This is a genomic window from Pseudomonas sp. GM33 (genome assembly GCF_000282295.1).
GTDB lineage: Bacteria > Pseudomonadota > Gammaproteobacteria > Pseudomonadales > Pseudomonadaceae > Aquipseudomonas > Aquipseudomonas laurylsulfatiphila.
In genome coordinates this window covers 14,220-27,871 of record NZ_AKJO01000013.1, presented here as the reverse complement: position 1 = coordinate 27,871, position 13,652 = coordinate 14,220, and the positions used below count along the sequence as shown (strand labels likewise).

Annotated in this window: 14 protein-coding genes; 10 read left to right on the top strand and 4 right to left on the bottom strand. The window is 59.8% G+C overall.

Going from position 1 to position 13,652, the window contains the following annotated elements:
• The 6 genes from PMI26_RS32215 to PMI26_RS26480 all read left to right on the top strand — a co-directional run.
• Positions 1–86: hypothetical protein (locus PMI26_RS32215; protein WP_443200834.1), on the top strand; the 86-nt coding region annotated here is incomplete at its 5' end.
• A 230-nt stretch (positions 87–316) separates the two neighbouring features.
• Complete coding sequence (gene acs / locus PMI26_RS26460) at positions 317–2,254, top strand: acetate--CoA ligase (RefSeq protein ID WP_007970555.1); 1,938 nt, start codon at positions 317–319, stop codon at positions 2,252–2,254.
• A 116-nt stretch (positions 2,255–2,370) separates the two neighbouring features.
• The gene (locus tag PMI26_RS26465; RefSeq protein ID WP_007970553.1) at positions 2,371–3,240 is read left to right on the top strand and encodes an oxygenase MpaB family protein; all 870 of its coding nucleotides are present in this window, start codon (positions 2,371–2,373) and stop codon (positions 3,238–3,240) included.
• 171 nt (positions 3,241–3,411) lie between these two features.
• Positions 3,412–4,428, top strand: a complete 1,017-nt coding sequence (locus tag PMI26_RS26470; protein ID WP_007970551.1) for a class I SAM-dependent rRNA methyltransferase — start codon at positions 3,412–3,414, stop codon at positions 4,426–4,428.
• A 93-nt stretch (positions 4,429–4,521) separates the two neighbouring features.
• A complete protein-coding gene (locus PMI26_RS26475; RefSeq protein WP_033047390.1) occupies positions 4,522–7,479 on the top strand; it encodes a DUF748 domain-containing protein in 2,958 nt (985 codons plus the stop codon).
• Complete coding sequence (locus tag PMI26_RS26480) at positions 7,479–7,772, top strand: DUF2845 domain-containing protein (RefSeq protein ID WP_007970547.1); 294 nt, start codon at positions 7,479–7,481, stop codon at positions 7,770–7,772. Before PMI26_RS26475 ends, PMI26_RS26480 begins: the two co-directional genes overlap by 1 nt.
• 266 nt (positions 7,773–8,038) lie before the next feature.
• Here PMI26_RS26480 and PMI26_RS26485 read toward each other — a convergent pair whose 3' ends face one another.
• Both PMI26_RS26485 and PMI26_RS26490 read right to left on the bottom strand, forming a co-directional pair.
• On the bottom strand, positions 8,039–8,395 hold the full coding sequence (locus PMI26_RS26485) for a BON domain-containing protein (protein ID WP_007970546.1): 357 nt from the start codon (positions 8,393–8,395) through the stop codon (positions 8,039–8,041).
• Positions 8,396–8,826: 431 nt separating this feature from the next.
• Positions 8,827–9,249 (bottom strand): pilin, encoded by a 423-nt coding sequence (locus PMI26_RS26490; RefSeq protein ID WP_007970544.1) that lies wholly within the window; start codon positions 9,247–9,249, stop codon positions 8,827–8,829.
• Positions 9,250–9,476: 227 nt separating this feature from the next.
• Here PMI26_RS26490 and PMI26_RS26495 point away from each other — a divergent pair, with 227 nt between their 5' ends.
• From PMI26_RS26495 to yacG, 4 genes are read left to right on the top strand one after another with little or no spacing between them, the layout of a single operon-like run.
• Positions 9,477–10,694 carry a type II secretion system F family protein gene (locus PMI26_RS26495; protein WP_007970543.1) on the top strand — a complete coding sequence of 406 codons (1,218 nt, stop codon included), beginning with the start codon at positions 9,477–9,479 and terminating at the stop codon, positions 10,692–10,694.
• Position 10,695: 1 nt separating this feature from the next.
• Positions 10,696–11,568 (top strand): prepilin peptidase, encoded by an 873-nt coding sequence (locus PMI26_RS26500; protein ID WP_007970542.1) that lies wholly within the window; start codon positions 10,696–10,698, stop codon positions 11,566–11,568.
• Complete coding sequence (coaE, locus tag PMI26_RS26505; RefSeq protein WP_007970541.1) at positions 11,565–12,188, top strand: dephospho-CoA kinase; 624 nt, start codon at positions 11,565–11,567, stop codon at positions 12,186–12,188. Before PMI26_RS26500 ends, coaE begins: the two co-directional genes overlap by 4 nt.
• Positions 12,185–12,385, top strand: coding sequence for a DNA gyrase inhibitor YacG (gene yacG / locus PMI26_RS26510; RefSeq protein ID WP_007970539.1), 201 nt, complete (start codon positions 12,185–12,187; stop codon positions 12,383–12,385). Before coaE ends, yacG begins: the two co-directional genes overlap by 4 nt.
• Positions 12,386–12,403: 18 nt before the next feature.
• On the opposite strand, the gene PMI26_RS26515 is transcribed toward yacG, so the two are convergent.
• Positions 12,404–13,093 (bottom strand): energy-coupling factor ABC transporter permease, encoded by a 690-nt coding sequence (locus PMI26_RS26515; protein ID WP_007970537.1) that lies wholly within the window; start codon positions 13,091–13,093, stop codon positions 12,404–12,406.
• The gene (locus tag PMI26_RS26520) at positions 13,090–13,557 is read right to left on the bottom strand and encodes a hypothetical protein (RefSeq protein ID WP_007970535.1); all 468 of its coding nucleotides are present in this window, start codon (positions 13,555–13,557) and stop codon (positions 13,090–13,092) included. The genes PMI26_RS26515 and PMI26_RS26520 overlap by 4 nt, the downstream gene beginning before the upstream one ends.
• Positions 13,558–13,652: the final 95 nt, after the last annotated feature.

Sequence of the window (13,652 nt, the reverse complement as noted above, 5' to 3'; positions counted from 1 at the left end):
GCCTGGTCGGTAGCGAGGAAACCCCGGCCGAGGACGCCTCGACTCAAGGGCTGATCAACTACTTCCGCGGTCGTCACCGCGGGTGATTTGAAGCCTGCCCACAAAGGGTGTATTGAGTACAAACTTTGTGGGCAACGGATATCCAGTGTGGGAGCGGGCTTGCTCGCGAAGGGGCCGGTACATTCAACAACCTTGTTGACTGAACCACCGTCTTCGCGAGCAAGCCCGCTCCCACAGTTGTTTTGTGTACGGCTTGAACCCATTGACCACTCGGCGCATCTTTATCTTTGTCGCAAAACAAGAATAAGGAACCGTCATGTTCGATATCAGCAAGTTCCCCAAAGCCGATGCCGTCCGCCGGGCTGCACAACTGAGTCAAGACGACTATCAGCGCCTGTACCGCGAATCCATTGAACACCCCAGCACCTTCTGGGCCGAACAGGCCACGCGTTTTCTCGACTGGAGCGCGCCCTGGGAAACCGTCCAGCGCTACAACCTGAAGACCGGTGAGGCCAGCTGGTTTGCCGGTGCGCAATTGAATGTCAGCTACAACTGCATCGACCGGCACCTGGAGAAACGTGGCGATCAGGTCGCCATCATCTGGGAAGGCGACGACCCTGCCGACTCGACATCGATCACCTACAAACAACTGCATGAAAACGTCTGCCGCCTGGCCAACGTGCTGAAAAGCCGCGGCGTGAAAAAAGGCGACCGCGTGTGCATCTACATGCCGATGATTCCCGAGGCGGCCTACGCCATGCTTGCCTGTACCCGCATCGGCGCGGTGCACTCGGTGGTGTTCGGCGGCTTCTCCCCGGACTCGTTGCGCGACCGCATTCTCGACGCCGACTGCCGCACCGTGATCACTGCCGACGAAGGCGTGCGCGGCGGCCGGCCTGTGCCACTCAAGCAGAACGTCGACAAGGCGCTGCAAAGCTGCCCGAACGTGAGCACCGTGCTGGTGATCGAGCGCAGAAATGTACAGGTGAACTGGGTCGAAGGACGGGACATCAAGTACCAGCAGGCCCTGCGCGAAGCCAGCGCCGATTGCCCGCCCGAGCCGATGGACGCCGAAGATCCGCTGTTCATCCTCTACACCTCCGGCAGTACCGGTAAACCCAAAGGCGTGCTGCACACCACCGGCGGCTACCTGCTGCAAGCGGCGATGACCTTCAAGTACGTGCTGGATTACCGCGATGGCGAGGTCTTCTGGTGCACCGCCGACGTCGGTTGGGTCACTGGCCACAGCTACATCGTCTACGGTCCGCTGGCCAACGGCGCAACCACATTGATCTTCGAGGGCGTGCCGAGCTACCCGACGACCTCTCGCTTCTGGCAGGTGATCGACAAACACAAGGTGAATATTTTCTACACCGCCCCGACGGCTCTGCGCTCGTTGATGCGCGAAGGGCCCGCCGCATTGAAGGGAACCTCCCGCGCCAGCGTCAGGCTACTCGGTACGGTCGGCGAACCGATCAATCCGGAAGCGTGGGAGTGGTACTTCCATGAGGTGGGCGAAGAGCGTTGCCCGATCGTCGATACCTGGTGGCAGACCGAGACCGGCGGCATCATGCTCAGCCCTTTGGTCAGCGCCCAACGAATCAAGCCCGGTTGCGCCACACAACCGATGTTCGGCGTGCAGCCAGTGCTGCTCGACGAGCAAGGCAAGGAAATCAAAGGCGCCGGCAGCGGCGTACTGGCCATAAAATCCAGCTGGCCAGCGCAGATCCGTAGCGTCTATGGCGACCCGCAGCGCATGGTCGATACCTATTTCAAGCCGTATCCCGGTTACTACTTCACCGGCGATGGCGCGCGGCGCGATGAAGATGGCGACTACTGGATCACCGGGCGCATCGACGATGTGATCAACGTGTCCGGCCACCGTATCGGCACCGCCGAAGTCGAAAGCGCGCTGGTGCTGCACGACAGCATCGCCGAGGCCGCTGCGGTCGGTTACCCCCACGACATCAAGGGCCAGGGCATCTATGTCTTCGTCACGCCCATGAACGGCGTCGAAACCAACGAAGAGCTGAAGCAGGAATTGCTGGCCCTGGTCGGCAAGGAAATCGGCAGTTTCGCCAAACCGGACTTGATCCAGTGGGCGCCGGCCTTGCCGAAAACCCGCTCAGGCAAGATCATGCGGCGCATCCTGCGCAAGATCGCCTGCAACGAACTCGATAGCCTGGGCGATACTTCGACCCTGGCCGACCCGAGCGTAGTGCAAGGGCTGATCGACAAACGCCTGAATCAATAACGTGCCTTTGTAGGAGCGAGCTTGCTCGCGATGAACTCAAGCGCGCCGCGAGTATTCAGGAAAAACGGGTTACCGTTAACGACCATCGCGAGCAAGCTCGCTCCTACAGAGTTGCCATGGAATTCATCCGCAGCCGTATCGAAACCCAGATCATGAGCCTGACCGGTTTGTCCCTGGGCAAGCTCGACCTGGAAAACCCCAAGGGCGACCCGGGGCTGTTCGGACCGGACTCGGTGAGCTGGCAAGTCCATGGCGATTTCAGCAGCATGCTGATCGGTGGCATCAGCGCCCTGATGCTGCAGGCCCTGCACCCGCTGGCATTGGCCGGGGTGTGGGACCATTCGAATTTTCGTGAAGACATGCTCGGTCGCTTGCGTCGCACCGGGCAGTTCATCTCCGGCACCACCTTCGGTTCGCGGCAAGACGCCGACTGGTTGATCGAGAAGGTTCGCACCATCCATTTGCAGGTGACCGGCACGGCGCCGGATGGACGCCCCTATGCCGCCAGCGATCCCGACCTGCTGACCTGGGTGCACGTCGCCGAGGTCAGCAATTTCCTCGCTGCGCATTTGCGCTATCGCAACCCGCATCTGTCCCTAGTCGATCAGGATCGCTATTACGCAGAGATCGCCTTGGTCGCCGAGCGTCTCGGGGCGCGGGATGTGCCCCGTTCGCGGCAGGCAATTGCCGACTACCTTGAGCGCATCCGCCCGCAACTGCTGTGCGACGAGCGCAGCCGCGAGGTGCTGCGCCTGTTGTTGAACGCGCCCTCTCCCAGTCGATTGGCCAGGCCGTTCGGCGGGTTGATGATGCAGGCGGGGATCGATCTGCTGCCGGATTGGGCCAGTGACATGCTCGGCGTCAGCCAGAACCCACTGCAACGCAAACTGATCCGCGCCAGCGTCAATCGCAGCGCGCCAATGCTGCGCTGGGCGGTGCGTAATGGATCGGTGCATCGGGCCAAGCGACGGATGGGGATTACTTAGAAAGAATAAAATCAAAAGCTTCGCGAGCAAGCCCGCTCCCACAGGTTTTATGTCATGCACAAAGTGTGTGATCTACCTGTGGGAGCGGGCTTGCTCGCGAAGGCAGCGCCTCGGTCCCGCGCCAAAACTGTTAAACTCCCGCGCCCAATTCTCTCCTGCAAGGCGCCCAGCATGTCTTCCTTGAATCAGGCGCTGCGCGCCGCCCTCGATCAACGCCAGGACCTGCTCGCCGAACTGCACCAGCAGGGCACCGACTGCTATCGCCTGTTCCACGGCAGCCAGGAAGGGGCCGGTGGCTTGACCATCGACCGCTACGGCCCGCAATTGCTGGTACAGAGCTTCCACCAGCCGCTGGAGCGCGAAGCGCTGCTGCAGTTGCACGACGTGATCAACCAATACCTGGGCTTTGAAACCCTGCTGGTCTACAACGACCGCTCCCGCGGCAACTCGCGCATCGATCGCGAAGACATCGTCTACCGCGCCGACGAAGCCGCCCTGCAAGACCTGCTCGGCCACGAATGGGGCCTGAACTATCGGGTGCGCGGCCGCCATGCCGGACAAGACCCGCTGCTATTCCTCGACCTGCGCAACACCCGTGGCTGGGTCAAGGATCACAGCAAAAACAAAAGCGTGCTGAACCTGTTCGCCTACACCTGTGGCGTCGGCCTCAGTGCCGCCGCCGGCGGCGCGCGCGAGGTGTGCAACCTGGACTTCGCCGAAGGCAACCTGGCGGTCGGTCGGGAGAATGGCCAACTCAACCCGCAGTTGCCGCCCATGGAATTTATCCAGTCCGACTACTTCCCGGCCATTCGCCAACTGGCTGGCCTGCCGATCAGCCAGCGTCGCGGGCAAAAACTGCCGAGCTATCAGCGCCTGGAACAGCGCCAGTACGACCTGGTGCTGCTCGACCCTCCGGCCTGGGCCAAGAGCGCATTCGGCACAGTCGATCTGCTGCGCGACTATCAGAGTCTGCTCAAACCGGCCCTGCTGACCACCGCCGACAACGGTGTGCTGATCTGCTGCAACAACCTGGCGAAAGTCAGCATGGACGACTGGCGCGAACAGGTTTTGCGTTGTGCGGAGAAGACCGGGCGGCCAGTGCGTGAGTGGAGCGTGATGAAACCAGGCGCCGACTTTCCGTCGATGGATCAGCAACCACCGCTGAAAACCCTGATTCTGCAGCTCTGACAGCTGTGGGAGAAATCTGAAACTTCCTAGACAGGTCAATCACTTCGGAACCGGAAACGCGTGCCATACTCCAAGGCACTCCGATTCAGACAGATGAAGCCGCACATGTACAAAGGATTGATTCGCGCCATCGGCGCCTTGTTGACTGCTCTGGCCCTCTACAGCTTGCTGGGTTTTCTGATTTTACCGGGTGTGGCGTTGCGCGTTGCCAACCAGCAACTGGCCAACTACGCCACCACGCCCGCCACGATCCAGCGGATCGAGTTCAATCCGTTCAGCCTTGAACTGACCCTCTGGGGTTTGAACATCGGCGAGCCCGGCAAGGAGCAGGTCGCTTTCGAACGCTTGTACGCCAATCTGCAACTCGACAGCCTGTGGACCAAGGCGGTGCACCTGTCCGATGTCGAACTGGACAAGCCCAAGACCGAAATCCTGTTCGGCAAGGACGGCAAACTCAATCTGCTTGGGCTGTTCAAACTGCCAGAAAGCGAACCCACGCCTGCCGATCCGAACGCCCAGCCGTTTCCGCTGCGCATCGAGCGCATCAAGCTGGCCGGCGGCGCCCTGCACTTTGAAGACGCCCGGCCCAGCGAGCCCATCGAGTTTCTCTACGACTCCCTCGATTTCGAGCTGAAGAACCTCAGCACCCTGCCCGATGACAGTGCCGACATGACCCTGGTGGCCGTCGGCCCCAATGGCGGACAGATCGACTGGACAGGCAATTTCAGCCTGATCCCGATCGCCTCCGAAGGTAAGCTGAAAATCACTGATGGCAAGATGAAAGCCTTTTGGCCCTATGTGCGCGATTCCGTTCCACTGGATCTCGAAAACGGCGTCATGAGCATCAGCACCGACTACAAACTCAGTCTGTCCAAGGAAACCGAGCTGCTGCTGAGCAATGTCGCGGTCACTGTCGCCCCCTTCGCGATCAAGGCGCCGGATGGCCGGCCGCTGGTAAAGCTTGAGCGACTGGACGTCAGCGAAACCACGGTGGACCTGGCCAAACAGCAGGTGGTGGTCGGCAAGATCCGCAGCCACAAACTGGAAACCTGGGCCGCGCTGGAACCGGACGGCCAACTCGACTGGCAGAAACTGTTCGCCAGCCAACCGTCAAAATCCACTGCCAAAGCCAAGGCGGATGCCGAACCGACCAGCACTCCGGCGGCGGCAGACTCACCGAAACCCGAACCGGCCGCACCCGACAAACCCTGGCAGGTGCTGATCAAGGATGTGCAGCTGCGCGACTACAAGGTACATCTGGCTGACCGCAAGGCACAGCCTGCCGTCGCCCTGGACCTGGCTCCGCTGAACCTCGACCTGCAAAATTTCGACAGCCTCAACGGCTCGCCCTTTACCCTCAAACTCGATACCGGCGTGGGCAAGCAAGGCAAAATCATGGCCGACGGCGAGGTCAACCTGGCCCCGATCAGCGCCAGACTGAAGGTCCAGACCAGGGACATAGACCTGCGGGTTGCCCAGTCCTACATCACGCCATTCATTCGCCTGGAACTGCGCAGCGGCATGCTCGGCAGCGATCTGGCGGTCAACCTCAAAAGCACCGAGCCCCTGGCCTTCAACGTCACCGGTCGCGCCCAGGTCGATCAGCTGCATACCCTGGACACCCTGAAAACCCGCGACTTCCTCAAGTGGCAACAGGTCGTGGTCGAAGGCCTGAACTATCAGCATGGGGACAGCCTGTCGATCGACAAGGTCAATCTGTTCCAGCCCTATGCGCGTTTCATGATCAACGATGATCGCACCACCAACATCGACGATCTGTTGATCCCGCAACCGGCGGACTCCGGGGCAAAAACGGCAGCGAGCAAACCGACAAGCAACGAAAAACCGCTGGGCATCCACATCGGGGGCATTTTCATCAATGACGGTTCGGCCAACTTCGCCGACTTCAGCCTCACCCCGAACTTCGCCACCGCCATCCAGCAACTCAACGGGCAGATCGGCACCATCGACAGCCGCCAGCCGAAACCGGCCAGCGTCGACGTCAAGGGCAAGGTCGACCGCTACGCGCCGGTGACCATCAAGGGCTCGGTCAATCCGTTCGACCCGATGGCTAGCCTCGACATCGCCACCAGCTTCAAACGCGTGGAGCTGACCACGCTGACCCCCTACTCCGGCAAGTTCGCCGGCTACCGTATCCGCAAGGGCCGGCTCAATCTCGACCTGCATTACCAGATCACCAAGGGGCAGCTCAAAGCCGAAAACAAAGTGGTGGTCGAGCAACTGCAACTGGGTGAAAAAGTCGACAGCCCGGATGCCGTGAGCCTGCCGCTGAAACTGGCGATTGCCTTGCTCAAGGACGTCGACGGCAAGATCTCCATCGAGCTGCCGGTCACCGGCGATCTGAACAACCCTCAGTTCAGCGTCATGCCGATTATCTGGCAGACCCTGCGCAACCTGATCGTCAAAGCCGCGGCCGCACCGTTCAAGCTCATTGGCGGGCTGGTCAGCGGCGGCGGCTCGGAGGACCTGGGCAGCGTTTCGTTCGCGGCGGGTTCCAGCGAATTGGGCAAGGACGCCGAAAGCGCCCTGGACAAACTGTCCAATGCGCTCATGGAACGCCCGGCCCTGCGCCTGGAAATCGAAGGCACTGCCGCCCAGAGCAGCGATGGCCCGCTGATCGCCGAGCAACGCCTGGAGCGGGAATACCAGTACAACTACTACAAAATGCTCCAGCGCCGCGGTGACAAGGTCCCGGCCCAGGCTTCGTTGCTGGAAGTGCCGGACGGGGAAAAGGGTCCGTTGCTCGAAGGTATCTACCGCACCCGCCTGAAAACCCAGCCCCCGGCCGAATGGAAGGACCTGGGCAAGGAAGAGCGCACCGCGAAAATGCGCGCCGAGGTGATCAAGTTCTGGAGCACCAGTGACGTACTGTTGCGTCAACTGGGCCAGGAGCGCGCCAGCAGCATCAAGGATTACCTCGTCGACAAGACCAAACTGGAAGATGAGCGGGTGTACTTCATCGACGCCAATCTTGGCGAAGCGGAAAGTGACGGCCGCGTGGTGACACCGATGCATCTGGATGCCGAGTGATGATGCGGCGGCTGGCAAGCCTGGTCCTGGCGCTATCCGCCAGCCAGGCCTGGGCGGCCGATACCCTGCGCTGCGGCAGCCAATTGATCAGCGTCGGCGATCGCTCGAGTGAGGTGGTGCAGAAATGCGGTGAACCGGTGAGTCGCGATCTGCTGGGTTACAAGCGCAGTGCAGACCGGCGCGAGGAATTTCAGGTCGAGGAATGGACCTACGGACCGAATGGCGGCATGTATCAATACTTGCGGTTCGAAGGTAATCGGTTGAAGCAGATCACCAGCAAACGCGGCAATTAACCGGCACTATCCAATGTGGGAGCGGGCTTGCTCGCGAAAGCAGTCTTTCATTCAACGCATATGTTGAATGTCAGTCAGCCTTCGCGAGCAAGCCCGCTCCCACATTGGGTTTTCAGCGCTACACATAAAACAGGCCCGGCAAAATTGCGCGGGGCCTGTGGTGGCCAACATCCGTTTGGCCCTTCGCATGAACACTCAGGTTGCAACAGACGTATGACTCGGCCCGTCTGTCGCGCCTTCTCCCGGTCCAGGCGAGAAGTCTTGCCTTACTCGGCTTTCAGGCCGTCAGCGGAGACCGCCTTGACGCCTTTGATTTTCTTGGTGATGGCCACAGCCATTTCCTTTTGCGAATCGGTCACGGCGGTGGTCGACGACAGCGATACCACGCCTTTGTTGGTTTCAACCTTGATGTCGCTACCTGGAATGCCTTTTTCGGTCATCAGGTCAGCTTTGACTTTGGTGGTGATCCAGGTATCGGAAGTAGCTTCTGTAGCCTTGGTCATTTCACCCGCCGCCAGGGTCATTGGAGCCTGGGTGGCTTGAGTGGTCTGGGCGAATGCCGCGTTTGCCATGGTCAGGGTCAGCGCGGTAGCAGCAGCGGCAGTGATAGCGAACTTCTTCATACGAGTAACTCCTGTTTTTCGGAAAGTCTGCCGGGTGTCTTGTCGGCAGGGTTACCAAGGATATTGCGAACGCTGTGCCAACTTTGAAACTGAGAATAAATCCATATAAATCAATAAGTTATAAAATAAGTCAATTTTCGGAATCATGCAAAATGCACGAGACGCACAAACACTGCATGCAAGTTGCGGGTTTGTGGAAAGTTCCTAAGATGCTGAAATTTCTGAGCTTTATGAGCGGCTTTTGAAGACCACTCGACAAACAGGAAAAAACCCGCAAAAGCGGTAATGCTCACTATCTGTGGCGAGGGAGCTTGCTCCCGCTGGGGCGCGAAGCGGCCCTGAAAATGGGACTGCTGCGCAGTCCAGCGGGAGCAAGCTCCCTCGCCACAGATGAACAGCATTACGCAAAAGCGGGGAATTGATTCAGCAACTCATGCCGCAGAACCGGAACACCCTTTAGGCAAGTAATCCGGGGAAACACTGCTCTTGCATGACCAGCCTTTGGTTTCGTCCCGTGTCAGGGTGACGGTTTTGCCCTGGACCACCCCCGGGGCATTGTGCAACGTACAAACGATTGATCCCGCTCCCTCCGGCGTTGTAGCCGTCACAGACAGGGCGCAATGGATGGTCGTTGCCATACCGGCGGGCGCCACGTTGGCAATGGTCGGAGTTTCCCCCTGATTGAGCACATCCTCGAACGGTACTTTCATCGCAGTCAGCTCGGCCAGCGCCGCCGTGACCTTGGCCCGGGCCTGGTACTTGGAATACATCGGCAGACCCAGTGTTGCCAATATCCCGATGATCGCCACCACGACGAGCAACTCGATCAGGGTAAAACCTTTCTGATTGTTCATGTACAAGCTCCATGCATGAGTCGAAGGCTCATGACCTGCCCCACGGCAGCACAGCCTGTGCCAAGGCCGGAAGCCCCTGTTGGCAAGGGATCTGGTAGCCACCAGGCCTTTTCCTCCTACCAGGACCAGCACTATCTGACGTTTTTTGTCACCTCACCCTGGCGGGTTTGGCCTCATCCTTTGACTAGGCTATAAGAGCAATTCAATCGGAATCCCCAGGACTGAACATGGCGGTCAAGGCAGCGAAAATCAGCGTGTATGCATGGGAAGGCATCGACCGCAAAGGCACAAAAGTGACCGGCGAGCTCAGCGCTCAAAACCCTGCGCTGATCAAGGCGAAACTGCGCAAACAAGGCATCAGTCCGGGCAAGGTTCGCAAAAAAAGCCCATCGGTTTTCAGCATGGGCAAGCGTATCAAGGCCCAGGACATTGCCCTGTTCACCCGGCAAATGGCGACGATGATGAAGGCCGGCGTGCCGTTGTTGCAGTCCTTCGACATCATCGGCGAGGGCTTCGACAATCCGGCCATGCGCACGCTGGTGGACGAACTGAAACAGGAAGTTGCAGCAGGCAGTAGCTTTGCCGCCGCCCTGCGCAAGAAGCCCCGGTATTTCGATGAGCTGTATTGCAACCTGGTGGATGCCGGCGAGCAGGCCGGTGCCCTCGACACCCTTCTGGAGCGGGTCGCGACCTACAAGGAAAAAAGCGAATCCTTAAAGGCCAGGATCCGAAAAGCCATGACCTACCCGCTGGTGGTGGTGTTCGTCGCGGCGATTGTCACCGGGATTCTGCTGGTCAATGTCGTGCCGCAATTCGAGTCGGTGTTCAAAGGCTTCGGCGCCGAACTGCCGGCCTTCACCGTGATGGTCATTGGCCTGTCGCAATTCATGCAGGCCTGGTGGTGGGTGGTCCTTGGCGCGCTGCTCACGATGGCCTTCGGCGTGCGCCACGCCCTCGGGAAGTCCCCGACCTTGCGTGACCGGATGGACACCTGGCTGCTGAAACTGCCGCTGGTGGGCACCCTGATGCACAAGTCCGCCGTGGCCCGGTTCGCCCGCACACTGTCGACCACTTTCGCTGCCGGCGTGCCGCTGATGGAGGCCCTGCAATCAGTGGCCGGCGCGACAGGCAATAGCGTGTTCAAGCGCGCTGTGTTGCGCATCCGGCAAGACATTTCGACCGGCATGCAATTGAATTTCGCCATGCGTACCTCCGGCGTCTTTCCGAACATGGCGATACAGATGACGGCCATCGGTGAAGAGTCAGGCACCCTGGATGCCATGCTCGACAAAGTCGCGGGATTCTACGAAGACAGCGTCGATAACATGGTCGATAACCTCACAAGCCTGATGGAGCCGTTCATCATGGTGGTGCTGGGTGTTATCGTCGGTGGACTGGTAGTTGCCATGTACCTGCCCATCTTCCAACTTGGCTCAGCGATCTGACATGCCCTTGAATGAAATCCTGATTCACTCTCCGCTGGCCTTTGTCCTTCTCGCAGGCATCACCGGCCTGTTGGTCGGCAGCTTCCTCAATGTCGTGATCTGGCGCCTGCCGAAAATGCTCGAACGGGACTGGCGTGAGCAGGCCCATGACATTCTCGGGCTGCCTGGCGAAACGCCGCTGCCGACCTACAACCTGTTGCTGCCCCACTCCCAGTGCCCGCATTGCGATCACCGAATCCGTGCCTGGGAAAACATCCCGCTGCTCAGTTATGTGTTTTTGCGCGGCCGCTGTTCAGCCTGTGCGGCGGCGATCAGCCCGCGCTATCCATTGACCGAATTGGCCTGCGGGTTGTTATCGGCGTTTGTTGCCTGGCACTTCGGCTTCGGTTGGCCGGCCGGCCTGGTACTGGTCCTGAGCTGGGGATTGCTGGCGATGAGCCTGATCGACGCCGAACATCAGATATTGCCGGATGTGCTGGTGCTGCCATTGATGTGGCTGGGGTTGGTCGTCAACAGTTTCGGCCTGTTCGTGTCGCTGCACGAGGCTCTGTGGGGGGCAATAGCCGGCTACGGCCTCCTGTGGTCGGTGTTCTGGCTGTTCAAACTGATCACCGGCAAGGACGGCATGGGTCACGGTGATTTCAAACTGCTGGCGATGCTGGGTGCCTGGGGTGGCTGGCAGATTTTGCCGCTGACCATCCTCCTGTCCTCGCTGGTGGGAGCAATCATCGGGCTGATCACTCTGCGCTTGCGCCATGCAAAAACCTCGACGCCTATCCCTTTCGGTCCCTATCTGGCCATTGCCGGCTGGATTGCCTTGCTCTGGGGTGGTCAAATAACCGACCTCTATTGGCAGTATGTCGGTTTGAAATGAATACCCCTGTGGAAAAACCCTGGATTCTCGGCCTGACCGGCGGCATCGGCAGCGGTAAAAGCGCGGCCGCCCAACACTTCATCGATCTGGGCGTGCATGTGGTCGACGCCGATCATGCCGCTCGCTGGGTCGTTGAACCCGGACGCCCGGCACTGGCACAAATCGCCGAACACTTCGGCCCCGGCGTGTTGCAGACCGACGGACAACTGGACCGCGCTGCGCTACGCAAATTGATCTTCGAAGTGCCTGAAGAGCGCCGCTGGCTGGAGGCCCTCCTGCATCCACTGATCGGCGAGGAAATCGCTCATCACCTGGCGCTGGCAAAATCACCTTATGCGATTCTGGTATCGCCGCTGCTGATCGAGTCCGGCCAGTACGCCATGACCCAACGGGTGCTGGTGATCGATGCCCCGGAACAATTGCAGATCGAACGCACCCTGCAACGTGACCAGACCAGCGAGCAGCAAGTCCAGGCGATCCTCAAGGCCCAATCCAGCCGCCAGGATCGCGTGAGCCATGCCGACGACGTCGTGGTCAACGACCGCGACCTTGCCTGGCTACATAGCGAGGTCGAACGCCTGCATCACTTTTATCTTACTTTGCGTGGAGGCCAGTCATGAGCCAACCAACAACCGTCGAATGCCCAACCTGTGGCGCCCCCGTGGAATGGACCGCCGAAAGCAAATTCCGGCCATTCTGCTCCGATCGCTGCAAACTGATCGACCTGGGCGCCTGGGCGTCCGAAGAACACAAGATTCCAGTGGCTCCCGATGCCGAGGACGAGATGTTCAGCGGTGACTTCGACCCGCGCCACTGATCCACCGGGTCGGCGATTTCAGGGCTTGGGATCGTCGTCCTTCCAGGGGGCCGAGAGGTAGCGGGTGCGGTTGAACGTCTCAAGCCACTCCGGACAAAACACGACCAGCGCACTGACGATCATGCCGTTGATAAAGGCTTCGGGAAAAATGATCAGCCATAGATATCCGACAAAATCTTCCAGCCAGTACGGCATGGCAAAACGCTCGTCGAACCATAGCAACCAAAGCGCCAGCAGCAGGCACAGCAACGCCGACAGCGCGGCGGCAAAAAATCCGGAAACGAAGATATACACGAAGGGATTTCGCGGCTGCGCGCGCTCCACCAGGATCGCGCAGCACTCGGTGACCAGCACCGGCAACGCAATCAGCAGCGCACCATTGACCCCGACCGCAACCAGATCCTGACGCCCGAGCAACACCAGCCCCAACTGCGCGACCAGCCCGCCAACGATCGCCAGCGGCCAGTCCAGCAGCAGTGTCACCGCCGTCATTCCGATGAAGTGGTAAGACACACCGGTATCGAAATCCCGCCGCACCAGCCACAGCATGAACAACGCAAATACCGTGCCGAAGAATAAATGCTGGCGACGGCTGTCTGTGAACAGTTCAACCCAGGGCGCGCGCCACATCGCCCAAAGCAGCACCGGCACATAGATCATCCAGCCGACTGTCAGGCTCTGCGGTGACAGCAGCTCAGCGCCGATCATGGACCAGACGTCTCCAGCGCTTCACGCAATTGCGCAGCCGTGGCGTATTCGTGCTGGTCCATCAATCGACCATCCTTGAGCTGTAACCACAACACTTTATCCACAGCGCCGGGGTAACGCGGTGCGACACGACCTTCACGATCCAGCATCACCCGATAGGAGTAATCGCGCATGGCCGGTACTGCGAACATTTTCGCGATCAAGCGTGGCATTCGCTGGATGTCCGCGAGAAAGACCGCGTGCCGGGCCTCCAGATAGCCTTTGGGCTGACCTTGCAACGCCGCATCGACCAGTTTCGCCGCTTCCATGCTGCGCGCCACCAGCAGCGTCTGAGTGCGACTGTCGAGGGTGAAGGCCTGATCGAACTGATCAAGCAATGTCCATGGCGCCAGCCGCTCGCCGACCTCCAGCGCATTGGCCCACAGCGGCAGCAGACTGAGTACTAATAGCGACCAATATTTCACCTTGAACCCCCTTGTTCTATCGCAGGCGCGTAATGGCCATCAGTCTACACCGCCCGTTCCGTGTGCCCAGCGATGCTGATTGATGCTTAACGCTT

Excerpts from the sequence above, each read along its gene's own strand:
- PMI26_RS26490 (WP_007970544.1), bottom strand. The coding sequence starts at position 9,249 with ATGAACAATCAGAAAGGTTTTACCCTGATCGAGTTGCTCGTCGTGGTG.
- PMI26_RS26500 (WP_007970542.1), top strand. The coding sequence starts at position 10,696 with ATGCCCTTGAATGAAATCCTGATTCACTCTCCGCTGGCCTTTGTCCTT.
- PMI26_RS26485 (WP_007970546.1), bottom strand. The coding sequence starts at position 8,395 with ATGAAGAAGTTCGCTATCACTGCCGCTGCTGCTACCGCGCTGACCCTG.
- PMI26_RS26465 (WP_007970553.1), top strand. The coding sequence starts at position 2,371 with ATGGAATTCATCCGCAGCCGTATCGAAACCCAGATCATGAGCCTGACC.
- coaE (WP_007970541.1), top strand. The coding sequence starts at position 11,565 with ATGAATACCCCTGTGGAAAAACCCTGGATTCTCGGCCTGACCGGCGGC.
- acs (WP_007970555.1), top strand. The coding sequence starts at position 317 with ATGTTCGATATCAGCAAGTTCCCCAAAGCCGATGCCGTCCGCCGGGCT.
- PMI26_RS26495 (WP_007970543.1), top strand. The coding sequence starts at position 9,477 with ATGGCGGTCAAGGCAGCGAAAATCAGCGTGTATGCATGGGAAGGCATC.
- yacG (WP_007970539.1), top strand. The coding sequence starts at position 12,185 with ATGAGCCAACCAACAACCGTCGAATGCCCAACCTGTGGCGCCCCCGTG.
- PMI26_RS26480 (WP_007970547.1), top strand. The coding sequence starts at position 7,479 with ATGATGCGGCGGCTGGCAAGCCTGGTCCTGGCGCTATCCGCCAGCCAG.
- PMI26_RS26515 (WP_007970537.1), bottom strand. The coding sequence starts at position 13,093 with ATGATCGGCGCTGAGCTGCTGTCACCGCAGAGCCTGACAGTCGGCTGG.
- PMI26_RS26470 (WP_007970551.1), top strand. The coding sequence starts at position 3,412 with ATGTCTTCCTTGAATCAGGCGCTGCGCGCCGCCCTCGATCAACGCCAG.
- PMI26_RS26475 (WP_033047390.1), top strand. The coding sequence starts at position 4,522 with ATGAAGCCGCACATGTACAAAGGATTGATTCGCGCCATCGGCGCCTTG.